At 71.2% G+C, this 23,272-nt stretch carries 19 protein-coding genes and 1 pseudogene; 5 read left to right on the top strand and 15 right to left on the bottom strand.

What is annotated here, in order from left to right:
• The 8 genes and pseudogenes from FXF51_RS61020 to FXF51_RS28025 form a co-directional block, all read right to left on the bottom strand.
• Positions 1-693 (bottom strand): annotated as a pseudogene (locus FXF51_RS61020) (glycosyl hydrolase); the annotation flags it as partial.
• A 108-nt stretch (positions 694-801) separates the two neighbouring features.
• Positions 802-2,595 (bottom strand): right-handed parallel beta-helix repeat-containing protein, encoded by a 1,794-nt coding sequence (locus FXF51_RS28055; protein WP_148437659.1) that lies wholly within the window; start codon positions 2,593-2,595, stop codon positions 802-804.
• Complete coding sequence (locus FXF51_RS28050) at positions 2,592-4,415, bottom strand: right-handed parallel beta-helix repeat-containing protein (RefSeq protein ID WP_148437658.1); 1,824 nt, start codon at positions 4,413-4,415, stop codon at positions 2,592-2,594. Before FXF51_RS28050 ends, FXF51_RS28055 begins: the two co-directional genes overlap by 4 nt.
• A complete protein-coding gene (locus FXF51_RS28045) occupies positions 4,412-5,179 on the bottom strand; it encodes a ribonuclease activity regulator RraA (protein ID WP_148437657.1) in 768 nt (255 codons plus the stop codon). The genes FXF51_RS28050 and FXF51_RS28045 overlap by 4 nt, the downstream gene beginning before the upstream one ends.
• 41 nt (positions 5,180-5,220) lie before the next feature.
• Positions 5,221-7,128 (bottom strand): hypothetical protein, encoded by a 1,908-nt coding sequence (locus tag FXF51_RS28040; RefSeq protein WP_148437656.1) that lies wholly within the window; start codon positions 7,126-7,128, stop codon positions 5,221-5,223.
• Between the two features lie 2 nt (positions 7,129-7,130).
• Positions 7,131-7,940, bottom strand: coding sequence for a carbohydrate ABC transporter permease (locus FXF51_RS28035; RefSeq protein WP_148437655.1), 810 nt, complete (start codon positions 7,938-7,940; stop codon positions 7,131-7,133).
• Positions 7,937-8,833, bottom strand: coding sequence for a carbohydrate ABC transporter permease (locus tag FXF51_RS28030; protein ID WP_222871504.1), 897 nt, complete (start codon positions 8,831-8,833; stop codon positions 7,937-7,939). The genes FXF51_RS28035 and FXF51_RS28030 overlap by 4 nt, the downstream gene beginning before the upstream one ends.
• Positions 8,834-8,862: 29 nt before the next feature.
• Entirely contained in the window at positions 8,863-10,134 is a 1,272-nt protein-coding gene (locus FXF51_RS28025) for an ABC transporter substrate-binding protein (protein ID WP_148437654.1), read from the bottom strand.
• A 161-nt stretch (positions 10,135-10,295) separates the two neighbouring features.
• Here FXF51_RS28025 and FXF51_RS28020 point away from each other — a divergent pair, with 161 nt between their 5' ends.
• Positions 10,296-11,372, top strand: coding sequence for an FCD domain-containing protein (locus tag FXF51_RS28020; RefSeq protein ID WP_222871503.1), 1,077 nt, complete (start codon positions 10,296-10,298; stop codon positions 11,370-11,372).
• Between the two features lie 309 nt (positions 11,373-11,681).
• Here the strand turns inward: FXF51_RS28020 and FXF51_RS28015 are convergent, their stop codons facing one another.
• Positions 11,682-14,099, bottom strand: coding sequence for a glycosyl hydrolase family 95 catalytic domain-containing protein (locus FXF51_RS28015; protein ID WP_148437653.1), 2,418 nt, complete (start codon positions 14,097-14,099; stop codon positions 11,682-11,684).
• 37 nt (positions 14,100-14,136) lie between these two features.
• Here FXF51_RS28015 and FXF51_RS28010 point away from each other — a divergent pair, with 37 nt between their 5' ends.
• Positions 14,137-14,970 carry an amidohydrolase family protein gene (locus FXF51_RS28010; protein ID WP_222871502.1) on the top strand — a complete coding sequence of 278 codons (834 nt, stop codon included), beginning with the start codon at positions 14,137-14,139 and terminating at the stop codon, positions 14,968-14,970.
• Here FXF51_RS28010 and FXF51_RS28005 read toward each other — a convergent pair.
• The 6 genes from FXF51_RS28005 to FXF51_RS27980 are packed head-to-tail and all read right to left on the bottom strand — an operon-like array spanning position 14,959 to position 20,488.
• On the bottom strand, positions 14,959-16,008 hold the full coding sequence (locus FXF51_RS28005) for an aldose 1-epimerase family protein (protein WP_148437651.1): 1,050 nt from the start codon (positions 16,006-16,008) through the stop codon (positions 14,959-14,961). The genes FXF51_RS28010 and FXF51_RS28005 overlap by 12 nt on opposite strands.
• Entirely contained in the window at positions 16,005-16,709 is a 705-nt protein-coding gene (locus FXF51_RS28000) for an SDR family NAD(P)-dependent oxidoreductase (RefSeq protein WP_148437650.1), read from the bottom strand. The genes FXF51_RS28005 and FXF51_RS28000 overlap by 4 nt, the downstream gene beginning before the upstream one ends.
• Entirely contained in the window at positions 16,706-17,779 is a 1,074-nt protein-coding gene (locus FXF51_RS27995) for a carbohydrate ABC transporter substrate-binding protein (RefSeq protein WP_148437649.1), read from the bottom strand. Before FXF51_RS27995 ends, FXF51_RS28000 begins: the two co-directional genes overlap by 4 nt.
• 1 nt (position 17,780) lies before the next feature.
• Positions 17,781-18,971, bottom strand: a complete 1,191-nt coding sequence (locus FXF51_RS27990; RefSeq protein ID WP_148437648.1) for a CaiB/BaiF CoA transferase family protein — start codon at positions 18,969-18,971, stop codon at positions 17,781-17,783.
• Position 18,972: 1 nt separating this feature from the next.
• Positions 18,973-19,737, bottom strand: a complete 765-nt coding sequence (locus FXF51_RS27985; protein ID WP_148437647.1) for an enoyl-CoA hydratase/isomerase family protein — start codon at positions 19,735-19,737, stop codon at positions 18,973-18,975.
• 34 nt (positions 19,738-19,771) lie between these two features.
• Positions 19,772-20,488: a FadR/GntR family transcriptional regulator gene (locus FXF51_RS27980; RefSeq protein WP_187414607.1), complete on the bottom strand. Its 717-nt coding sequence runs from the start codon at positions 20,486-20,488 to the stop codon at positions 19,772-19,774.
• Positions 20,489-20,600: 112 nt separating this feature from the next.
• Between FXF51_RS27980 and FXF51_RS27975 the strand changes: the two genes are divergently transcribed.
• From FXF51_RS27975 to FXF51_RS27965, 3 genes are read left to right on the top strand one after another with little or no spacing between them, the layout of a single operon-like run.
• The gene (locus FXF51_RS27975; RefSeq protein WP_187414606.1) at positions 20,601-21,302 is read left to right on the top strand and encodes a FadR/GntR family transcriptional regulator; all 702 of its coding nucleotides are present in this window, start codon (positions 20,601-20,603) and stop codon (positions 21,300-21,302) included.
• The gene (locus tag FXF51_RS27970) at positions 21,299-21,952 is read left to right on the top strand and encodes an aspartate/glutamate racemase family protein (RefSeq protein ID WP_148437644.1); all 654 of its coding nucleotides are present in this window, start codon (positions 21,299-21,301) and stop codon (positions 21,950-21,952) included. Before FXF51_RS27975 ends, FXF51_RS27970 begins: the two co-directional genes overlap by 4 nt.
• Entirely contained in the window at positions 21,945-23,228 is a 1,284-nt protein-coding gene (locus tag FXF51_RS27965; protein WP_148437643.1) for a RuBisCO large subunit C-terminal-like domain-containing protein, read from the top strand. The genes FXF51_RS27970 and FXF51_RS27965 overlap by 8 nt, the downstream gene beginning before the upstream one ends.
• Positions 23,229-23,272: the final 44 nt, after the last annotated feature.

The raw sequence follows: 23,272 nt of genomic DNA, 5'->3' as shown, positions 1-23,272 counted from the left end.
GGTGCCGGCGGGGACGGTCGCGGTGCCGTGGGCCAGTTCCTTGGCCGCCGCCGCGTCGGCGGGCGTGATGGTGGGGACGGCGGCCGGCCAGGCGGGGCCGATCGTCAGGTCGATGCTGATGCCGCGCTTGGCCGCCTGGTCGAGGGCCGCGGCCACGGCGGCGTTCCAGGCGGGCGTTCCCCAGCCGTGCCCGGCCGGGTCGAGCACGGACTTGTCGCGGATGCTGTGATGCACGGCCGCGATCTCCGCCCCGCCGAAGCCGGCGTCCGCGAGCTGGTCCACCTCCCGCCGGATCTCGCGAGGGTCGACGTGGGCGTCGGGCCACCACCACCGCACCATCGGCCGGACCTCGCGGCGCGGACGCGCGAACCAGGCGGGCGAAGGGGCGGGGGAGGGTAAGAGGTCGTCGAAGGTCAAGAAGGCGGCGGCACCCAGCGCGAGAAAGCCGCGCCGAGTCACCGCGATCCCGCCGGGTGGCGGGAGGGAGGCGTCGCTGGGCCGCGCGAAGGTGGGTGGCGGGAGGGAGGCGTCGCTGGGCCGCGCGAAGGTGGGTGGCGGGAGGGAGGCGTCGCCGGGCCGCGCGAAGGTGGGTGGCGGGTGCGAGGCGTTGCCGGGCCGCGGGAAGGTGGGTGGCGGGAGGGAGGCGTCGCTGAACCGTGTGGTGGGAAGGCCGTGCTGCGTCAAGTCGTTCACGGGCGCTCCAAGAAGCCGGTTGGACGGGACGCCGGGCCCGCCGGCCCGGCGCCCCGGCCGGTGTGCCGAAGTCAGGCGACGGTCACTGACCCCGCCGCCGCCACTCGGCTAACTGGGGATCGGGTACGGGAAAGCCCCCGTCACGCCGATCTTGTCGTACTCCATCTTCGAGGCGTCGAACCCATCCACCCAGTTCGCGTTCGTCACCTCGTTGCACTGGTAACTCTGGTACGACTGGTCGGTGGTCCTGCCCACCTCGATGTTGTCGAAGGCGAACCCGCACCCACCGGCGTCCATGTGCACCCCGCGGGTCCCGCTGTCGGGCATGGACGCGTCCGGGATGACGTCGCCGATCACGACCTGGGAGACGTGGTTGGTGATCTCGTGCGGGTCCAGGTTGGAGACGCCGTAGGTGTAGAAGGCGCCCATGTCACCGCTGTCGAGCCCGGTCTCCTCCAGCCTGAGGTACTTGAACACGTTCCCGTGCGCGTACCCGTCGCCGTCCTTCACCTCGGGCCGGACCTCGAGGCTCACCCCGTACCGGGCGCTGTGCTTGACGACGGTGTGGCTGACCTCGTTGTTGCCGGTGTTCATGAGCTCGACGCCGGACGAGTCGCCGGGCACCAGCTCGCCGATGTGATCGATGTAGTTGTTGGTGAACACGTTCTGCCCGGCGACGTCGCCCTCGCCGGGGTAGGGGCCTTCCACCTTGATGCCGTCGGCGCCGACGTTCTCCAGCAGGCTGTCGGAGACGCGCACGTGGTCGTTGGCGAACAGCAGGTAGACGGCGGTGAAGCCGGTGTCCGACACGTGCAGGCGGGTGAGGTCGATGCCGCTGGTGTTGGTCAGGGTGATCATGCCGAACCGGTTGCGCGGCATCTCGATCTGCCGGTCGTACTCGGGGTACTTGTGCGGCTCGCCGGCGTCGCCGGCGCTGATCCAGCCGTTGCGGTACCAGCTCACGAAGTCGCTGTACTGCAGGGCCAGCCCGTCGAAGGACAGGTTGCGCACCCGCTTGTCAGGCGTGCTGCCCTTGAGCGACAGGATGGTCTTCACGGTCGGCGCCAGGACCTTGTCGATCGAGCCGCGCGGCCAGTAGTAGACCTCGCTGTTGGCGAAGTCGAAGTAGTACTCGCCGGCCTGGTCGAGGAAGTCCAGCGAGTTCTGCAGGTAGTAGCGCGAGCCGCCGCGGCTGTTGACCAGGGCGTAGCGCGTCCAGTGGGCGAGGGTGAGCTGGTTGTCGTCCCACGACGGGTTCTTGATCGGCACGGTGTCGGTGAACCAGCTCCACGACCCGCCCGACCAGACCATCACCTGCGCGTTGGTCAGGTCCCAGCTCTTGTCCCAGTCACCGGGGTTGGAGTACAGCCACTGGTAGACGGCCTCCTTCTCCGGCTCCTTCAGCACGGACGTCAGGTAGGGCGCCCACACGTCGTCGGAGCGGCGGTTGGGGTAGCGGGCGGTGGTGGCCCGCTTGCCGTCCTCGAACAGCGTGTAGAAGGTACGGTCGATCTTCGTCTTGTAGATGTCGCCCTTGTACTTCTGCCAGCCGGTCACCGGCTTGGCGCCCAGCAGGCGGGCCTTGCCGGGGCCGTCCACGCTGCGGTAGACGACGCGGTGGCCGTTCCTGCCGGAGTCGGCCTCGGTGAACTCGATGGTCTTGTCGACGACGTAGTCGCCGGCCTTCAGGTTCACCACGATGTCGCACGTCTGTGGCCGCTTGCGGACCTGGTCGCGGGCGTGCTCGATGGTCTTCCACGGCCGTCGGGCGTCGCCGGGGCCGGCGTCGGTCCCGTTCGGGGCGACGTACAGGTCGATCGGCTTGCACGGCGCCTGCGCGGAGGCGGTCGGCGCGACGAGCAGCGCGCCGAGCGCCACCGCCGCCGTCACCAGCGCCTTCACTGGGTGGCTCCGGGGATCGGGTACGGGAACGCGCTGGTCACGCCGATCTTGTCGTACTCCATCTTCGAGGCGTCGAAGCCGTCGGCCCAGTTGGCGTTGGTCACCTGGTTGCACTGGTAGCTCTGGTACTTGTCGTCGCTGACCTTGCCCACCTCGATGTTGTCGAAGGTGAAGCCGCAGCCGCCGGCGTCCATGTGCACGCCTCGGGTGCCGCTGTCGGGCATCGCGCCCGCCGGGTCGTTGATGACGTCGGTGATCACCATCTGCTTGACGTGGTTTTCCATGGGGTGCGGCTCGACGTTGCTGACGCCGTAGGTGTAGAAGGCGCCCATGTCGCCGCTGTCCAGGCCGGTCTCCTCCAGCTTGATGTAGGAGAAGGAGTTGTTGCGGGCGTAGTTGTCCGCCGGCTTGATCTCCGGGCGGACCTCCAGGCTGATGCCGTACCGCGCGCTGTGCTTGACGTTGATGTTGCTGACGGTGTTGTTGCCCGTGCTCATCAGCTCGATGCCCGCGGCGTCGCCCGGCACCAGCTCGCCGACGTGGTAAATGTAGTTGTTGCTGATCGTGTGGTGGCCGGAGATGTCGCCCTCGCCGGGGTAGCCGCCCTCGACCTTGATGCCGTCGGCGCCGATGTTCTCCAGCAGGCTGTCCGACACCTTGACCCGCTCGTTGGCGAAGAGCATGTAGACGCCCATGAAGCCGCTGTCGGAGATGTGCAGCCTGGTCAGGTCGATGTCGCGGGTGTTGGTCAGCGTGATCATGCCGAACCGGTTGCGCGGCATCTCGATCTGCCGGTCGTAGACGGGGTACTTGTGCTCGTAGCCCGAGTCGCCCTCACTGATCCAGCCGGCCCTGTACCAGTCGACGAAGTCGCTGTACTGCAGGGCCAGCCCGTCGAAGGCGAGGTTCTGCACGCGCTGGTCGGGCGTGCTGCCCTTGAGCGACAGGATCGTCTTCACGGTCGGAGCCATGACCTTGTCGATCGAGCCCTTGGGCCAGTAGTAGACCTCGCTGTTGGCGAAGTCGAAGTAGTACTCACCGGGCTGGTCGAGGAAGCGCAGCGTGTTCTGCAGGAAGTAGCGGGAGCCGCTGCGGCTGTTCACGAACGAGTAGCGGGCCCAGTGGTTGAGCGTGAAGAAGCCCTTGCGGAAGTCGGCCCCGCCCAGCGGCACCGTGTCGGTGAACCAGCTCCACGAGCCGCCCGACCAGACCACGATCTGCGAGTTCTTGTCGAAGTCGGCGTCCCACTCGGCGGGCACGTCCTCGGGCTTGAAGTACAGCCACTGGCGCACCGCCTCCTTCTCCGGCTCGCCCAGCCTGGAGAACAGGTACGGCGACCACAGGTCGTCGCTGGTCCTGTTCGGGTAGCGGGCGGTCGTGGCGCGTTTGCCGTCCTCGAACAGCGTGAAGAAGGTACGATCGACCTTGGTCTTGTAAATGTTGTCGTTGTACTTCTGCCATCCCGTCACCGGCTTGGCACCCAGCAGGCGGGCCTTGCCCGGGCCGTCAGCGCTGCGGTAGGTGATCCTGTGGCCGTCTTTGCCCGAGTCGGCCTCGGTGAACTCGATGGTCTTGTCCACGACGTAGTCGCCGGCCTTGACGTTGACGACGATGTCGCAGCTCTGCCTGCCCTTCTTCGCCCGGAGGGCGTCGCGGGCCTGTTCGATGCTCTTCCAGGGGCGTTTGGCGCTGCCGTCCGCTCGGTTGCCGCCCTGGGTGGAAACGTAGTAGTCACAGGTTCTGGCCGTCGCGGCCGATGGTGCTGGGGTCGTCAGACCGCCCACGAGTAAGACGATCGCGCCCACGGACCTGAGAATCACTGGCTCTCCTTAACGTCCCGCCACCGCTCGTACTCGGCGCGGGTCTCGGGGGTGAGTGGGTAGTAGTCGGAAAGCGCCCCGCCCTCCTCGATGCGGGCGCGGCTGTAGCGCTCCCACTGCTCGTGGTCGGCGGCGGCTTCGAGCACCTGGCCGGCCCGGCGCAGCGGCACCACCACGGCGCCGTCGTCGTCGGCCACGCACAGGTCGCCGGGCAGCGCGAGCGCGCCGCCGACGGCCACCGGCACGTCGTAGGCCCAGGGGAACAACTCCGCCTGCGAGGCGTAGTGCGGGGTGGCGCCGGTCGACCAGATCGGCAGGCCGATGCCGCTCACGCGCGGCAGGTCCCTGATCCGGCCGTCCACGACGATGCCGGCGCCGCCCTTGCGCTTGAAGTAGCGCACCAGCATGTCGCCGAAGCAGCCGGTGTACGCGCTGCCGTACGCCTGGACGACGAGCACGTCACCGGGCTCGATCTCCTCCAGCACGTGCCACAGGGCCGTGTGCCGCTCGACGTACTCCTGGCCGAGGCCGGAGGCGATGTCCTCGCGCTGCGGCATGAACTGCAGCGTGCGCACCCGCCCGGCGATCCGCTGCCCCGGCGCGATGGGACGTGGCCCCTCGACGAAGGTGCGCCGGATGCCCTGCGCGTGCAGCTTGGCGCAGGCGGTGGCCGAGCTGATCCGGGACAGCCCCTCCACGAGGGCGGGATCGGGTGCGGCGGGCAGCTTCCCGCGCACAGGCAGATCCCAGATGGCGTCGTCCATGAAACTCCTCAATCGGTCTTGCGAATGCTTGGTCGCAAGGCTCAGTAGTGCTGGTGCGACGGCGTGCGGACGCGCGCGGTCGTGTGCAGGTCGAGCCGGATGCGGCGGCCGGGCGGCAGCTCCACGAGCAGGCGCGGGCCGTCCACGGTCACCTCCTGCTCGGTGTGGGCGATGGGGGGTGAGGTGTAGGCGCGCGGGTCGCCGGGGTAGTCGTCGCCGGCGACCTGGGTGACGGTGGCGCGGTCGATGCGGTCCTCGCCGAACTGGCCGGCCTGCACCACGACCCGCCGGGTGTGGGCCAGGCTCAGGTTGACCAGCTCCACGGCGGTGCCGCCGGGGCGCACCGAGTCGACCAGCGCGGCCACGTCGCGGGGCAGCCCGGGGCGGGCGCGGTCGGCGTCGAAGTAGGCGAGGCGGGTCGGCAGCAGGCCGCCGTTGTAGAGCACCTGCGGGGTGCCGGTGACGAGTTGCAGCAGCGCCTCGGTGAGCACCGGGTTGAGCCGCTGCCAGTGGTGCACGTGGATGGTGGCCAGGTCCGCCTGGTCGGAGCCGACCAGCGCCATGCGGCGCTGCACCTGCCCGAGCGCGGTGGACAGCATCTGCTCGGGGAAGCCGGGGTTGGCGCCGCGCAGGAACTCCAGCCACGGCGCCTCGTGCCCGGCCTCCTCCTTGTTGCGGAACGGCCGCACCGTGGACCAGTCGTAGCCGGACGCCTTGCGCAGCCGGTCGAGCCGGTCCGCGTCGCCCCGGTTCTGCGACACGTGCCAGAGCCAGACCGGCAGGCCGAGCTGCGGCGGCTGGAAGTCGAACCAGCCCGTGTCGTCGTGCCGGTTCGGCACCAGCATGGTCGGCTTGACGGCCTCGTCGCCCAGCTCCGCCAGCCAGCGGTCGCTGATGCTCATGTCGGTCTCGGTGACGGCCGCCTGGACGGCGCGCCCGTACACGGCTTCGAGGGGGTCGCGGCCGATGGCGAGCGTGGCCTCGTCCCCGGTCAGCAGGTACGCGTTGACCGCGGCGATCGCCGCGGCGGCGCCCACGCTGTAGAGGCCGTGCGGCCACTGCCAGCCGTAGTTGCCGCCGTACCAGCGGCCGCCGTGCAGCTCGCCGACGACGCCCGACGGGCCCACGTTGTCGGGGATGACCCCGTCGTTGGCCTCGGCCCTGCGCTGCCAGGCGCCGATGTAGCGCAGCGCCCAGTCGCGGTAGCGGTCGTCGCCGTCGTACAGCCAGGCGTTGACGGCCAGGCTGGTCGCGGCCAGGTTGACGGCCACGTCGCCGCGGCCGATGCGCTCGCTCATCGCCGCGCCCATCCGGGCGGCGTTGCTCGGGTCGCCCAGGTCCTCCCAGCGCTCGATGCCCGGCAGGTCACGCAGCGGCAGGCCGAACGGCCGCATGCTGACCAGGTCCGTGTGGTAGGAGGCCCATTCCCACTGCAGGCCGTAGCGGGGGCCGCCGGCGCCGTTGTGCGGGGCGCGGATGATGTCGTGCGCGGCGTCGTAGTTCGCCGAGCCCGGCAGGTACAGGTCGGCGAAGCGGCGGGCCCGCTCGCGGAACAGCTCGTCGCGCGGGTCGGCCGCGCAGATGCCGTAGAACAGCAGCATCGACTCGCCCTGGTGGAACCAGTCGTAGCCGCGCTCGTACTCGTCCACCAGGTAGCCCAGCTCGGTGAGCTGCGTGGTGACGCCCTCCCAGTGGTGCTTGGCGGCGTCGAGCAGGTCGTCGGCGCCGCCGAGCTGGTAGAGCGTCGGCCAGTTGAAGAACGCCTCGTAGAAGTCGTCGGCCCCGTCGCGGTCCGCCGCCGGGCCGTGGTAGATCAGCCGGCCGTCCGGCCCGCAGTAGCGGGCGGCGAAGCCGCGCCATGCCTCGTCGAGGGCGTCGAAGAGCCTGCGCTCCAGCACCGCCCACGCCGGTGGTTCGCCGAGCGGCACCGTCGCTTTGATCTCGCGCATGGTCAACCTTTCGTTGCTCCTGCCGTGAGGCCGCTGATGATGTGCCGTTGCATGAAGACGAAGAAGATCAGCAGGGGCGCGATGGCCAGCAGCAGCGTCGGGAAGACCACCGTGTAGTCGGTGGAGTACTGGCTGACCGCCGCGTACACGCCGGTGGTGACCGTGTAGAGGCCGCTGCCGGGGCCCAGGATGATCTGCGGGTTCACGAAGTCGTTCCACACCGAGAAGGTGTTGAGGATGACCATCGTGGCGACCGCGGGCCGCATCAGCGGGAAGACGATCTGCCAGAACGTGCGCAGCCTGCCCGCCCCGTCCACGGCCGCCGCCTGGTCGAGCACGGCCGGGACGGTGGCGATGTATCCCGCGTACAGGAAGATCGAGAACGGCAGCGTGAGCGTGGTCTCGAAGAGCACGAAGCCCTGGATGGTGCCCATCAGGCCGAAGGTCTTGAGCACGTACACGACGGGGATGACCAGCACCTGGCCGGGGATGAACGTGCCCGCCAGGAAGAACAGCATGAGCACGCGGAAGCGGCGCTTCGGGCTGCGCGCGATCACGTACGCGGCGGGCGCGGCCAGCCCCACCGACAGCACGTTGACCGCCACCACGAACAGCAGCGTGATCGCGTAGCCCTTGAACACGTTGAAGTTCGGGTTCGTCAGCGCCCTGCCGAGCGGTTCGAGGGTCAGCCCGCCCAGGCCGAACGGGTTGGACAGGATGTCCTGCTGGCCCTTGAACGCGTTGACGGTCAGCACGTACAGGGGGATCAGCATGAAGGCGACGGTCGCCCACAGGAACGTCTTCTTCGTCATTGGTGCACCGCCAGCTCGCCGCGCCTGCGCAGCTTGGTCACCACGAACGCCAGCGCCCCCGTCACCAGCATGAGCAGCACCGACTGCGCGGAGCCGAAGCCGAGGCGGGCGTCGTGGAAGGAGTTCCACAGGATGAGGTAGGCGACGGTCTGCGTCTGGCCGGCCGGGCCGCCCGCCGTCAGCGAGACCACCAGGTCGTACGTCTTCAGCAGCGTCACCAGCGACAACACGATGTTGACCGTCACCGAAGGGCCGAGCGCGGGCAGCGTCACGTTCCTGAACACCTGCCAGCGGGTGGCCCCGTCGATGCGGGCCGCCTCGATCAGCGAGTGCGGCACCGCCTGGAGGCCCGCCAGGTACAGCACCACGTTGACGCCGAACCCGGCCCACACCAGCACCGCGATCATGGTGACGGTGGCCCAGGTCGGGTCCGACAGGAACGGGATGACCTCGCCGCCCCAGGTCGTGACCAGGTTGTTGACCGCGCCGCCGGTGCCCAGGATGGCCGACCAGAGGAAGCCGACCACCAGGGCGCTGAGCACGTGCGGGTAGAACAGCACGATCCGGAAGAACGTGTTGGCCCGGGAGGCGCCGTTGACCAGGAGGGCGAAGCCGAGGCCGAGCAGGTTCAGCCCGGCCGTGCCGGCGACCGCGACGAGCAGCGTGACCAGGGAGGCGCGCCGCAGCTCCGGGTCGTCCATCAGGTCGAGGTAGTTGGCGGCGCCGACGAAGGCGGGGTTGGCGCTGAAGCCGTCCCAGTCGGTCAGGCTCAGGTAGAGGGCCAGGCCGACCGGGACGATCAGCATCACGGTGTAGAGGACCGTGGCGGGGGCCACCATGAGGGTGTTGGCCCATCCGTCGTGGTTTCTGCGCTTCTGGACGGGCGCTTTCACGACGGGAGGAGCGTGCTCTCGGGTGAGGGTCATGAGCGTCCGGCCAGCCAGCGGTCCACGCCCTCGGCGACCTCCTTGGGCGACTTGCCGACGTACAGGCCCTGGACCTCGGTGTTCCACGCGGAGTTGAAGCCCTTGGGCAGGGTGGCGTCGCCGTACCCCTCACCCTGCGGCACTCCGGAGGGCGCCTTGTCGAGGATCTCCTGCACCTGCTTCTCCAGCGGGGTGAACTCGCGCTCCACGCCGGTGCGGAAGTTGCCGTCCTGCGCGAGCTGGCTCTTGACCGCCGCCGGGTCGGTGACCAGCCACTGGACCAGCTTGAGCGCCGCGTCCTTGCTGGGGGTGGACTTGAGGATCATGTACGGGGCCGCGAGCGTGGCGCCCTGCGGGCCCGGGTAGGTCTGGCCCTTGTCGACCGGGGCGGGGAAGACGCCGACCTCGAAGTCCTTCTCGGCCTTGGCCTCGGTGGCGGTGAACCAGCTTCCCATGACGTACATGGCCGACTTGCCGGACAGGAACTGGGTCTCGGCGTCGGCGTACTTCAGGCCGAGGGCGTTCTTGTCGACGTACCCCTTGTCGATCCAGCCCTTGTAGCGCTCGAGGTAGGGCAGCAGCGACTCGCCCGCCTTGGTCTTGCCCGCCTTGACGTCCTGCTGCCAGGCGGGGTGCGTCTGGGCGCGGCTCGGGTTGGACAGCTGCAGGAGCTGCAGGCCGGTCAGGAAGTCGCCGCCGGTCTGCAGCGGCAGGTAGCCCGCCTTCTTGAGGGCCGCCATCGCGGTCTCGAGCTCGTCGAACGTCTGCGGCGGCTGCTCGATCCCGGCCTTGTCGAAGGCGGCCTTGTTGTAGAAGACCAGCGACTGGGCCTGCACGCCGACGCCGGCCTGGTAGAGCTTGCCGCCCAGCTTGGCCTGCTCGGCCAGCGGGGTGTCCTTGGTCCACGCCTGGTCGGTCAGGTCGAGCATCTGCTTGGCCAGCGTCTCGTCGGCCATCAGGGTCTCCACCACGTCGGGCGCGTTGCCGGCGGCGAGCTGCTGCGGCAGCGTGTCGGCCACGCCCTTGCCGGTCGGCGCCTCGATCTTGACGTCGATGCCGGGGTTGGCCTGCTCGAACGGCTTGACCAGGCCGTCCCAGTACGTCTGGGTGAGGTTCGGGCTGATGTTGACCAGCATCCGGACGGTGACCGGGCCGCCCTCGCTCTGCTGTGCCTGGGACTCGCCGGCGAAGCCGCCCCCGCCACAGCCGGTGAGAACGAGCAGGCAGCCAAGGGACGAAAGGGCGAGGGATGAACGGGGGGAACGCATCGCACCTCCAAGGGGGCGAGATCTGCGACGCCTTTTAATGGGTCGTTACTCGATTAGCGATTATTTAATACGTTGGTCACATGGCCCCGTCAAGGGCAAACGCGACGCTACAAATACGTGTCCTGTGGGTTGCCGAGTCATAAATACGTTAAGGTTGCGGCGTGGCTGGACATGAGGACGACAAACGGCTGGTATTGGGGGCCGAGGAGCTCACCACCCTGCGCGAGTGGGCGGCCCGGGAGCCCACCGGCGGTGGCGGGCCCGCGCTGCGCAGCCGCATCGTGCTGGCGTGCGCCGAAGGGCTGCCCCGCAAGGAGATCGCGACCCGGCTGTCGGTCAGCCCGGCGACCGTCGCCAAGTGGCGCGCCCGCTTCGTCGAACGCGGGCTCGACGGCCTGGCCGACGCGCCCAGGCCGGGCCGCCCCCGCAGCGCCGAACGGCAGGAGGCGGAACGCGTCATCGCCGCCGCGGCAGGAGGCGGCGCCGTGCCGTCCACCCGCACCATGGCCGCCCAGCTGGGGCTCTCCCAGTCCACGGTCGCCCGCATCTGGCAGGAGCAGCAGATCGCGCCGGACGCGGCCCGCGTCCTGCCCAGAGAGCTGCTGTCGGACCGCGTCTACGCGCTGCTGCGCGGCTGGATCGTCGCCGGCGAGCTGGTCGCCGGGCAGCGGCTCGTCGAAGCCGAGATCGCGCGCCGGGTCGGCACGAGCCAGGCCCCGGCGCGGGAGGCGATCAAACGGTTGGCGCACGAGGGCCTGGTCATCTCCTATCCCAACCGAGGCAGCTACGTCGCGGAGATCTCGGACGAGCAGGCTCGGGAGGTGCGCGACATCAGGGTGTTGCTGGAGGAGTATGCCGCACGCGGCGCGGCGGCCCGCATCCAGGCCGACACGTTGCGGCAGCTCTCGGCCGACGTCCTGGCCATGCGGCAGGCGGCCCGCGACGGCGACATCGGGGCCTTCAGGGACGCGGACCTCGCCTTTCACCGGCGGGTGTGCGCTGCCTGCGGGAACTCCTTCCTGCTGCGGCTGTGGCGGACCATCGAGTCGAACCTGTGGAGCCTGCACGTGGTCGGCAACCCGCTCTACGACGGGGACTGGTCGGCCATGGCGGGGCATCATGACGACCTGGTGGCGGCGCTGGCGTCGGGGGATCCCGATGAGGCGGCGCGGTTGTTCGCGGCGCACGCCCGGGGCGAGGCCTCCCGCACCCGGCCCCGCGCCCCACGTCCCGCCTGACCGGCAGCCGTCACCACCACACGCCCCTTCCCCGCCGTACTCCGGCCGAGGTCCTTTTGGGGGACGCGGTGCGTGCGTGGACGGCACCGGCTGCACACGCACCGCGCACAGCCCGCACGCCGCATCGCGCAGCCCGCATGGCGCACGCCGCGCATGGCGCTCGCCGCGCATGGCGCTCGCCGCGCATGGCGCACGCCGCGCATGGCGCACGCCGCGCACGCAGGTCGCGGTGAGCGGTGGGTGGTGCGGTGCGTTGCGGGTGTGCCGGGTCCAGGGCCCGCCCACGGGTCGCGGGCGGGCCCTGGGGCGTCAGGTGGATGGCGCGACGTCGTAGACCGCCCCCTTCCGGGTCTCGAACACGACCACCCCCGCCTCCGGCCGCTCCACCCTGACCGGCCGCCCGCGTTCCGTGACGGTGACGGGCGCGGCCGTGCGGAGGGTCAGGGTGCGCCCGAGGCGGGAGTGCACGCGTCCCCGCCGCAGCGCCCCACCGGCCCACTCCACGTCCACCTCGAACCCGCCCCGGGCCAGCAGCCCCCGGTACGAACCCGCGGGCCAGGCGGCGGGCAGGGCGGGCAGGAGGTGCACCTGGTCGCCGTGGCTCTGCAGCAGCATCTCGGTGATCCCCGAGGTGCCGCCGAAGTTGCCGTCGATCTGGAACGGCGGGTGCAGGTCGAACATGTTGGGCGCCGTCCGGGCGGGCACCAGCAGGTTGCTCAGCCGCTTGTAGGCCTCGACCGGGTCGAGCAGCCGCGCCCAGAAGTTGATCTTCCAGGCCAGCGACCACCCGGCCCCCGCCTCGCCGCGCAGCTCCAGGGTGCGGCGGGCGGCGGTGGCGAGTGCCGGGGTCAGGCGGGGGTCGATCTGGTGGCTGGGGAACAGGCCCCACAGGTGGGAGATGTGCCGGCTGCGCGACAGCGCCGCGTCGCCCCGGTAGTCCTCCTGCCACTCCTGGATCTGCCCGAGGTGCCCCACCTGGTTGGGGACGAGCCGCCCGCGCGCCTCCGCGACCTGGGCGCGCATCCCGGCCTCGACGCCCAGCACCTGCGACGCCTCCTCGAAGGCGCCGAACAGGTCCCGCAGGATCTGCATGTCCATGGTGGGCCCGGCGCAGATGGAGACGTTCTCGCCGTTGTCCTCGTGGTGGCCGACCTCGGGGGAGTGCGACGGGTTGGTGACCAGGTAGCCGGTGCGGGGGTCGGTCTGCAGGGTGGCCAGGAAGTACTCCACCGAGCCCTTGATCAGCGGGAAGTGCTCGCGCAGCCGCCGCTCGTCCCCGGTGTACTGGTAGTGCTCCCAGAGCGTCAGGCACAACCAGGCCCCGCCCGTCGGCCACACGCCGTAGAAGGCGAAGTCCACGGGGGCGGTGCCGCGCCAGCCGTCGGTGTTGTGGTGGGCGACCCAGCCGGGCGCGCCGTAGGTGTCCCTGGCCGTGCGGGCGCCGGTCTCCGACAGGTCCTTGATCAGGTCGAAGAGCGGGTCCATGCACTCGACGAGGTTGCCGGGCGCGGCGGGCCAGTAGTTCATCTGGCAGTTGATGTTGATGGTGTACTTCGACTGCCACGCCGGTTCGAGCGAGTCGTTCCAGATGCCCTGGAGGTTCGCGGCGTAGCCGGGGGCGCGCGAGCAGGAGATCAGCAGGTACCGGCCGTACTGGAAGTACAGGGCGGCGAGCTGCGGGTCCGTGTCGAGCTGCTTGCGCTGGACGCGCTCGTCCGTGGGCAGCGCCGCCGCCTCCGAGGTGCCCAGGTCGATCGAGACCCGGCCGAACAGCCGCTGGTAGTCCTGTACGTGCCTGCGCCGCAGCACCTCGTACGGCCGCCCGCCCGCCTTGGTCAGATGGCGGTCCGCGACCTGCGCCGGGTCGCCGCCGACATCCTGGTAGCTGCGGTAGCTGCTGCCCATGGAGATCAGCAGCGTGACCTCGTCCGCGCCCTCGACGACCAGCGTGCCGCCGTCCACGCGCACGGTGCCGCCCTTGGCCTCGGCCCTGGCCAGCGCCTGGAAGCGGACCTCTCCGGCCATGCCCTCGGTCTGGCCGCTGACGCCGTTCAACGCGATCGTGGCCCGTCCGGCGGCGGCCGAACTGGACTGTTGCGGGCTGGAGAAGGCCGCCGTGAACGAGATCGAGCCGCGCTGGTCGGCGGTGTGCCGCAGCACGATGACCTGGTCGGGGTTGCTGGCGAAGACCTCGCGCTCGTGCCGCACGCCGTCACGGGTGAACCGCACGCTGGTGACGGCGCTGGTCAGATCGAGCTCGCGCCGGTAGCCGGTGAACTCGGCAGAGCCGGGATAGGTCAGCGTGAGGTCGCCGAGCACCTGGTACCACGCCTGTTCGCTGGGCGTGCCGAGCAGCTTCTCGTCCGCGAGGTTCTGGGCGGCCTGCCACTTGTCCTCCCAGACCAGCCGCCTGATCTCCGGCAACGCCTCCAGGGCGCCCGGGTTGTCGTAGTTGTGCGGCCCGCCGGCCCAGATGCTGTCCTCGTTGAGCTGCAGCCGTTCGGTGGCCACGCCGCCGAACACCATCGCGCCCAGCCGCCCGCAGCCGACCGGCAGCGCCTCCAGCCACACCTCGGCCGGGCGGGTGTACCAGAGGGCCAGCGGACCGGCCTGCCTGTCGTCAGCCCATGCCGGGAGGGCGTCGGCACCGCTCACGATCAGGGATCCGGCCGCCGCGCCTAACCCGGTGGCGAGCACTCCGCGCCGCGTATATCCGTTGCTGGACACTGTTGATCACTCCTGTCGCATACATAGGATGTCTGTCGTGAATCGCATCGATGCCCACCATCACGTCTGGGACCTGTCCGCCCGCTCCCACGCTTGGCTCGACTCCGCCAAGATGGCCCCGGTACGCCGCACGTTCACCCTTGATGACCTCGCCGGGCATGCCGCCGCCAACGGGGTGACCGCGACCGTGCTGGTGCAGGTGCTGCCCGATCTCGACGAGACCAGAGACTTCCTGACGCTGGCCGCCGAGTCAAGACTTGTGTCGGGAGTCGTCGGATGGATCGACCTGACCGAGCCCGATGTCGCCGGCACGCTGGCCGCCCTTCCCGCGGGGCTGGTGGGCGTGCGGCACGGCGTGCAGTCGGAGGCCGACCCCGCCTGGCTCAACCGGCCCGACGTGCGCCGGGGGCTGGCCGCCGTGGCGGACGCGGGGCTGGCCTACGACCTGCTGACGCTGCCCCACCAGCTCCAGGCCGCCATCGACACGGTGAGCGCGCTGCCGGAGCTGACGTTCGTGCTCGACCACCTGTCCAAGCCGCCGATCGCGTCAGGGGAGCTGGAGCCGTGGCGCGGCCGGATCCTGGAGCTGGCCGCGCGGCCCAACGTCTTCTGCAAGCTGTCGGGGATGGTCACCGAGGCCGACTGGGGTTCGTGGCGCACGTCCGACCTGCGGCCGTACGCCGGGACGGTGCTGGAGGCGTTCGGCCCCGAGCGGGTCATGTTCGGCTCCGACTGGCCGGTGTGCCTGCTCGCGGCCGAGTACGACCAGGTCGTCTCGGCCGCCGACGAGCTGTGCGCCGGGCTGTCGGACAGTGAGCGGGAGGAGGTGTTCGCCGGGACGGCGCGGCGGGCGTACCGGCTAGGAGGCTGACTCCACCCGGAACGTCGTGTGGTACGTGCGCGACTCCTGCGGGCCGAGCCAGATCATGCTGCCGTCCTGCCTGGCCGCCGCGTCGCCGGACACGTGGTGGGTGGACGGCTCCAGGCCGACCGCGTAGTTGCCCGAGCGCAGGTTCAGCCACTCGAAGAAGTACGGGAACTCCGCCGCCCGCCACTCCACGGCCACCCGCATGCCCAGGCGGTCGTTGACCACGGCCACCCGGTGCAGCCCGTCGGGCCGGGGGGCGAGCGCGTGCTCGTACACCTGCTCCACGAACCCCGGCACGGGCCCGGGGAAGGTGATGTGGTCGGCCTTCTGCTCGGCCACGCTGTCGCTCTGCCACAGCGTCTCCCGGATGTCGGCCTCCAGCCTGGCGCCCTCGTCGAGCAGCGGCCAGCCCAGGTTGATGTGGTAGAGGTACATGTGCGGCGTCGGCTCGAACCCGGCGTTCGTCACCGTGTCGACCAGCCTGATCTCGTCGCCGCCCAGGTCGGCCTCGATCCGCCGCACCAGCCGCAGGTTCTCGGCGAAGACCGCCGCCTGCCGCACCTCGCCCTCCGCCCACAGCACGCACCGCTCGCCGTCCCACCGCTCGCCGTAGCCGGTCAGCCTGGCGGGCAGGTTGCCGGCGCGCCCGTGCAGGCCGTGCCGTACGGACTCGCGCGGCGGATACCGGTAGGCGTCGGCGGGCACGTCACCGCCGAACAGCGTGTGGTCCAGCCCGGCCGTCACGATCAGCCCGGAGAAGGAGCGCAGCCACGACAGCCCGTCCTCGTCGTTGTGCTCGTGCAGCCCCGGATGCCGGAACCCGGTGGGCGAGCGCCAGCCGAACGCGCGCCCCGCGTGCTCGGCGTGCCCGATGTCCATGCACCGGTCGACCAGCACGTCGAACGCCAGCCCCGACCCGGTCCTGAACTCCAGCGCCCTGACCCCGCGCTCCACGCCGTCGCCCAGCGTGACGAGGCGGACCCCGCCCATCGCGCTCAGGTCGCCCGTCAGCTCGGCCAGCCGCCTGCGGTCCGGCGTCATGCCATCACCCACCCTCCGTTGACTTCGATGCTCTGGCCCGTGACGAACGAGGAGTCCGGGCCGGTCAGGAACGACACCACGGCGGCCAGCTCGTCCGGCGTGCCGCGCCGCTGCAGCGCCTGCCGCTCCAGCACCATCCGGTTGTACGCCTCCAGATCCTCGTGGATCTCCTCGGCGGCCGTCGGGAACGCGCCGGGCGAGACGCAGTTGACCCGGATCTCGCGGGGGCCAAGCTCGCGGGCCAGCGCCCTGGTGAACGCCGCCGCCGCGCCCTTGGTGGAGACGTAGGCGGCCAGGTCCGCCCAGCCGCCGTGCATGGTGATCGAGGCGATGTTGACGATGGCGCCGCCGCCCAGCTCCGTCATCTGGCGGGCCGCGTGCTGGGCGCACAGCCAGTAGGCGCGCTGGTTGACGGCGACCACGTGGTCGTACTCCTCCAGCGGCACCTCGAGGAACGGGCGGGCCGGGTAGACGGCGGCGTTGTTGACCAGGACGCCGACCGGGCCGAGCCGCGCGGCCGTCTCCTCGAACGCGGCCTCGATCGCCGCCGGGTCGCGCAGGTCGCTCTTCAGGTTGAGCGCGCCCTCCAGGCCGGCGGCGTCCACGTCGAGTGCCGCCACCTGGTGGCCATCGGCGGTCAGGCGGCGCACGATCGCGCGGCCGAGCGCCCCGGCGGCGCCTGTGACGAGCGCCGTGGTCATGGTGTCCTCCATTCCTCGTGCAGGGTCTTGAGCAGGTCACGGGTGGGGGTTCCGGCGAGCAGGCCGTCGCGGATGAGCGCGGACGAGCGCTCCTGGCGGGCGATGTAGCCGGGGAAGCGCGGCCTGATCCAGGCGGCCTCCATGGTGGCGCGGGTGTCGCGGTAGAAGGCGCGGGTGCTCCCGGTCGCGGCGGGTGTCGCCTCGCCGGGCCCGTCCGTCCACACCGACCGCGCGGCAGGCTGGCCGCCGGTGGCCGGGAAGAGCGTGCCCTGCACCGGCTCGGACGTCAGCCGCAGCAGGTGCGCCCGCACCGGCTCGCGGATCTCGCCGATGCGCCGCCGCGACACCACCAGCCCGGTGCCGCCGAGCACGCTGCCCGGCTCACGGCCCGGCCAGGCGGGCGCGTCGGTGAAGGCCAGCGGATACGTGACGTACCCGTACAGCAGGGGGCAGAAGTCCACTTCGCCCGCCGCCATCGCGTCCAGCACCCCGATCGGGTTGCGCAGCGACAACGCGGGGTCGGCGACGGCGAGTAGCTCCGCCATCAGCTCCAGCGCCCGCTCCCCGGCTTCCTCGTCGAGGAAGTCCCCGCACGTCACCGCGCAGAACATGAGGAACGCGTGCGGCCCGCCCAGGCACAACGCCATCCGTCCCGACTCCGCCGCCGAGCGGACCCCGGGCCAGGAGGAAGGCGCCCGCACGCCCGGCCGGGCGGCGGCCACCTGGGTGGCGGCGTCCAGGGGCAGCGCCCACTGCCGCCCGTCCAGGTGGTAGCTCTCGTACGAGCGGCCCGCGAAGCGCAGCCCGGCCAGCTCCTCCGGCGAGAACAGCTCCTCCATCGGCACCAGCGCGTCCGTCGCCGCGCCCAGGCCAGGGTGATCGATCACCATCACGTCATAGGTCTCGGACAGGCGAGCGATCGGCTCCGACTCGAAGCCTTCGAGCGGCTGCCGGTCCCAGGTGATCGGCTCAGGCACGTCCCCGTACGGGTTCGCGCCCGCCAGGTCGAGCCGCGTCAGCTCGTCCAGCGGCGCGTACCCGCGCGGATGGTCCCACGTCAGTCCTCGCACGTCAGTCCTCGCATGCCAGCACGCCTTCCGCGGCCAGCTCGGCGGTGCGTCCGGGGGAGTAGCCCAGCTCGGCGAGCAGCTCCTCGGTGTGCTCGCCGACCAGCGGCGCGCCCCTGCGCACCTCGGGCGGGGTGGCGCTGAAGCGGTAGGGAAAGCCGGGCGTGGTGACCGTGCCCTCGGTGCGGTGCTCGTAGGTGACGAACGAGCCGTTGTGCTCGACCTGCGGATCCTTCATCAGGTCCGCGTAGCCGTACACCGGGCCGGCCCACAGGTCGTGGCGGGCCAGGATCTCCAGCCACTCGTCCGTGGTGCGCTCGGGCAGGCGGGCGGCCACCATGGCGGTGATCTCGTCGCGCCGGGTGTGGCCGTCGGCGTCGCCGTCCATGGCGGCCAGCTCCGGCAGGTCCAGCGCCACGGCCAGCCCGTCCAGGCGGGGCATGCCGAGCGCGATGAAGCCGTCCTTGGTGGCGAAGACGCCGTACGGGGCGCGGATGTAGGTGTGGCCGTGCGGCTCGCGTCCGCGCCGCTGCGGCACCTTGCCGACCGTGAAGATCGACAGCTCCTGCATCTGCACGGCGACGGCCGCGTCCAGCATGTTGACGCTCACCCGCTGGCCCTCGCCGGTGCGCTCGCGGTGCAGCAGCGCGGCCAGCGCGCCCTCGAACGCGCTGTAGGCGGTGATGGCGTCGATCGCGTACGAGCCGGCGGGCGCGGGCGGGTCGCCGTCGCGGCCGGTGCTCAGCATGGCGCCGCTCATGGCCTGCAGCAGCAGGTCCTGGCCGGGACGTGAGATGTACGGGCCGGTCTCGCCGTAGCCGGACATCGAGACGTACACGATGGACGGGTTCAGCCCGCTGATCGTCTCGTAGTCCATGCCGAGCCGCTCGGCCACGCCTGGCCGGTAGTTCTGCAGGAACACGTCGGCGGTCCTGGCCAGCTTGTGCACGATCGCGCGGCCCTCGTCCGACTTGAGGTTGACCGCGAGGCTGCGCTTGTTGCGGTTGAGCGACAGGAACGAGGCGTTGACCCGGTTGCCGTGGGCGCCGCCCGCCGGGGCGTGCCGCTGCCACTCGCCGGTGACCGGTTCCACCTTGACCACGTCCGCGCCCAGGTCGCCCAGCCGCATGGCGGCCAGCGGGCCCGCCATCGCGATGGACAGGTCCACGACGCGGTAGCCGTCGAGCACCCCCATGTCAGCGCCCCTCGAAGACGGGCTCGCGGCGCTCGGCGAAGGCGGCCCTGCCCTCGGCGGCATCCTGCGTGGCGAAGCAGACGGTCTGCAGGTCGCGCTCGTACTGGATGGCCTGGTCGAGCGGCATCGAGTAGGCGGCCTTGAGGTTGGCCTTGGCGGTCTGGGCGGCGATCGGCGGGCGTTTGGCGATGGTGTGCGCCAGCGTCCTGGCCGCCTTCACGAGCTGGTCCTGTGGGTGGACGTCGGTGACGAGCCCCCATGCCTGGGCGCGGGCGGCGTCGATGGGGTCGCCGGTGAGCAGCATCGTGGCCGCGTTGCCCGGGCCGACCGCGTGCGCCAGCAGCGCCGACTGGCCGCTGCCGCCGATCCAGCCGAGCTTGATCTCCGGCGCCGCGAACGTCGCCGTCTCCGCGGCCAGCCGGATGTCGCAGGCCATGGCCAGCTCCAGGCCGCCGCCGTAGGCGTAGCCGTTGACGGCCGCGATGATCGGCTTGCGCAGGGCGCGGACGGCGTCGCCGTAGTCGCCGCGGTTGCGGAACTCCCAGGGGGTGGCGTACTCGTCCAGCTCGCGGATGTCGCTGCCGACGCAGAACGAGCGCTCGCCCGCGCCGGTCAGCACGGCCACGCGGAGGTCGGGGTCGGCGTCCACCCGGGTCAGGCAGGCACGCAGCGCGGCGGCCATGTCGGGGGTGATCGCGTTCAGCTTGGCGGGTCTGTTGAGGGTGACGACGGCCACGGGGCCGTCGAGGTCGAGGAGGACGTCCAAGGGGGGAGCCCTTTCGCAACTAACAGCTTCACAGCTAACAGCAGAGATGTACGTGCTGCTCGGCGTCGGCCCTGGCCACTTCGACCACCGTGCGCATGGCCTCCTCGGCCTTGCGGTGGTGCCGGCGCCTGATCGCCTGGGCCACGCGTTCGTGACCGGGCAGCGTTTCCTTGTTGTGCGCCACCGAGCGGGTGTGCACCTGGCGCACGGACCGCAGGGCGATGCTGATCATTTCGTAGATGTAGAGCAGCAGGTCGTTGTCGGCGGCGGCGAACACCGCCTTGTGGAAGGCCAGGTCGGCCTCGATGAACGGCTCGGGGTCGTCCGCCGTGGCGTACAGCGCGGCCAGGGCCTCGTCGATGCGCCGCACGGCCGCCGCGTCGGCCCGCTCGGCCGCCACCCTGGCGGCCCCGGGCTCCAGCGCGACCCGCAGGTCGGCCAGCACCCGGATGTCCTCAGGACGGGGCTCCGGCTCGAAACGCCAGCTCAGCACGTCGGCGTCGAGCAGGTTCCAGGACTCGCGGGGGCGCACGATCGTGCCCGCGCTCCTCCTGGTCTCCAGCAGGCCCTTGCCTGCCAGCACCTTGACGCCCTCCCGCACGGCGGAGCGGCCTACGCCGAGCTCGCCGACGAGCTCCTCCTCGATGGGGATGGACGTGCCGGGAGCCAGCGTGCCGCCGACGATGCGGGCGCCGAGGGCACGTACGACCTGGACGTTCCTGGCCGAGTCCCGCTGGGGATCAGTTGCCACGGCTCCGCACGCTATCCCGAGCGCGCCCGTTTTCATAGAGCTTCATCTGATGAAGTTAGTTTTTCATCTGATGAAGTGACATTTCGGGACTTTGGTAGTACCTTTCCGGCAAGTGGTACGACCAATTGAGGTGATCGCCGTGGACGCCGTCTCCGACGCCCTGGCCGGGCTCATCCGCGACCTCGGCGAGGGCGCCAGGCTGCCGGCCGAACGCGAGCTGGCCGAGCGGCTCGGCGTCAGCCGTACCGCGTTGCGCGACCGCCTGCGGCTGCTCGAAGCGTTCGGCGTGCTGAACAGGCGGCAGGGCTCCGGCACCTACGTCCAGCGGCTCGACCCGCAAGGCCTGGAGGCCGCGCTCGACCTGGCCCTGTCCGCCAGCCACCTCACGATCGAGTCCCTGCACTCCGTACGCGTCGCGCTCGAACGCCAGGCCGCCAGGGAGGCCGCCCGCCGGGGCGACCCGGTCGCCATCGCGCACGTCGGCAAGGCCCTGGCCGACATGGAGGCCGCCGCCACCGCCGAGGACATCGACCACGCCGACTTCGCCTTCCACCAGGCGCTGCTGCACGCCACCGGCAACGCCGCGCTCACCTTCTTCGCCGACGCGATGACCGGCGTGCTCTTCCGCGCCGTCCGCCAGCGCCGCGACCGGCTCAAGACCCACCCCCGCGACAAGGAGGTGTCGGTGGCCGCCCACCGGCCCCTGTACGAGGCGCTGCTCGCCGGCGACGCGGACGCCGCCGGGCAGGCCAGCGACGACCACTTCCAGGTCTGGCACGACCTGTTCACGCAACCCACGATGGAGAGGCCTTGACCACAACACTCGGACTGATCCACACCTCGGCCACGCTGGTGCCGGTCTTCGCGGAGCTGTGCGCGAAGCACCTGCCCGGCGTCGAGACGTTCAACATCGTCGACGACAGCCTGATCAAGAACACCATCGCCGCCGGCCGCCTCACCCCCGGGACCGCCCGCCGCGTCGCCGGCCACATCGCCTCCGCCGAGGCCGCCGGCGCCTCCCGCATCCTCGTCACCTGCTCCTCGATCGGCCCGGCCGTGGAGGCCGCCGAACCGCTGACCGGCGTGCCCGTGCTCCGCGTCGACCGGCCGATGGCCGACCGCGCGGTCACGCTCGGGCCCCGCGTCGGCGTGCTCGCCACCCTGTCCACCACCCTCGAACCGACCGCCGACCTCGTACGGCGGCGCGCCCACGCGGCCGGGGCCGAGATCGCGCTGACCGCACAGGTGTGCGAGGGGGCGTTCGAGGCGCTGATGAGCGGCGACGCCGCCACCCACGACGCTCGCGTGGCCGAGGCGCTGGCCGAGCTGGGCGGGCAGGTGGACGTGATCGTGCTCGCGCAGGCGTCGATGGCGCGGGTGGCCGGGACGGTCTCGCTGCCCGTTCCCGTCCTGGCGAGCCCGCCGCTGGCCATGGAGCACCTGGCGAAGGAACTGCATGCGTGACCTGACCGTGCCCGCCGAGGGAGACACCGGGCGGGAGCTGACCGTGGCCACGTACCGGGTGGTCACCCGCCTCCCGCTGGAGCAGGCCGTGAACGCGATCGCGGGCGAGCAGAGCACCGGCACGTTCGTCAGTGTCGCCGGCGAGACCGACGAGCTGCGCGCCCGCCACAGCGCGGTCGTCCTCGGCATGACCGAGATCCCCGCCCCGATCACCGAGCCCCTGCCCGGCTCGCGCGGCGACCGGCCGCTGCACGCCGCCCTCGTCCGCATCGGCTTCCCGCTCGACAACACGGGGCCGTCCCTGACCAACCTGTTCCCCGTCGTCGCGGGCAACCTGTACGAGCTGCGCGAGCTGGCCGGCCTCAAGCTGGTCGACCTGGAGCTGCCGGACGCGTTCGGGCGGGCCTACCTGCCGGCGGGCTACGCCGTCGAGGGCACCAGACGGCTCGTCGGCCGCCCGTCCGGGGTGATGATCGGCACCATCGTCAAGCCCAACGTCGGCCTGCGCCCGTCCGACTACGTGGACCTGGTGCTGGAGCTGGGGCTGGCCGGCGCCGACTTCATCAAGGACGACGAGGTGAACGCCGACTGCCCGCCCGCGCCGCTGGCGCAGCGCATCAGGGCCGTGACGGGCGCGCTCGACGAGGTGGAACGGCGCACGGGGCGGCGGCCGATGTACGCCTTCAACATCAGCGACGAACCCGACCGCATGCTGCGCAACCACGACATGGTGGTGGCCGCCGGCGGGACCTGCGTCATGGTCAACCTCAACGTCGTCGGCTTCCCCGCCGTCGCCATGCTGCGCCGGCACGCGCGGGTGCCCATCCACGCGCACGTCACCGGGATCGGGGCGCTGTCCCGGCACGCGGGGCTGGGGATCGGGCACGTCGCCTACCAGAAGCTCGCCCGCCTGGCCGGGATCGATCACCTGCACTGCGGCGGGTTCCACAGCAAGTTCTACGTGACGGACGACGACGTGGCCGCCATGGTCGCGGCCGTGCGCACGCCGCTGCTCGGCGGCTTCCCTTGCCTGCCGGTGCTGTCGTCGGCGCAGTGGGCGGGGACGGCGCCGGTCACGCTGGAACGGACGGGGACCGACGACCTGCTGGTGCTGGCCGGTGGGGGAGTGCTCGGGCATCCGGACGGCGCTGCGGCGGGGATCACGAGCATCCGGCAGGCTTGGGCGGCCACGGTGGCGGGGGTGCCGCTGCACGAGGTGGACTCGCCGGAGCTGGCTCGGGCGCTGAAGCACTTCGGCGGCGTGGTGGCGCGGTGAGGGGCGGGCGTGGCGTGGTGAGGGGCGGGCGTGGCGCGGTGAGA

Origin of the sequence: Nonomuraea sp. PA05 (assembly GCF_008086045.1) — a bacterium.
Classification (GTDB): domain Bacteria; phylum Actinomycetota; class Actinomycetes; order Streptosporangiales; family Streptosporangiaceae; genus Nonomuraea; species Nonomuraea monospora.
This window is presented reverse-complemented; position numbering and strand designations above follow the sequence as displayed.

Bases quoted from the DNA above. Each gene is read 5' to 3' on its own strand.
- FXF51_RS28045 (WP_148437657.1), bottom strand. From the start codon at position 5,179: ATGGACGACGCCATCTGGGATCTGCCTGTGCGCGGGAAGCTGCCCGCC.
- FXF51_RS28040 (WP_148437656.1), bottom strand. From the start codon at position 7,128: ATGCGCGAGATCAAAGCGACGGTGCCGCTCGGCGAACCACCGGCGTGG.
- FXF51_RS28035 (WP_148437655.1), bottom strand. From the start codon at position 7,940: ATGACGAAGAAGACGTTCCTGTGGGCGACCGTCGCCTTCATGCTGATC.
- FXF51_RS28025 (WP_148437654.1), bottom strand. From the start codon at position 10,134: ATGCGTTCCCCCCGTTCATCCCTCGCCCTTTCGTCCCTTGGCTGCCTG.
- FXF51_RS28005 (WP_148437651.1), bottom strand. From the start codon at position 16,008: ATGACGCCGGACCGCAGGCGGCTGGCCGAGCTGACGGGCGACCTGAGC.
- FXF51_RS28000 (WP_148437650.1), bottom strand. From the start codon at position 16,709: ATGACCACGGCGCTCGTCACAGGCGCCGCCGGGGCGCTCGGCCGCGCG.
- FXF51_RS27990 (WP_148437648.1), bottom strand. From the start codon at position 18,971: ATGGGGGTGCTCGACGGCTACCGCGTCGTGGACCTGTCCATCGCGATG.
- FXF51_RS27965 (WP_148437643.1), top strand. From the start codon at position 21,945: ATGCGTGACCTGACCGTGCCCGCCGAGGGAGACACCGGGCGGGAGCTG.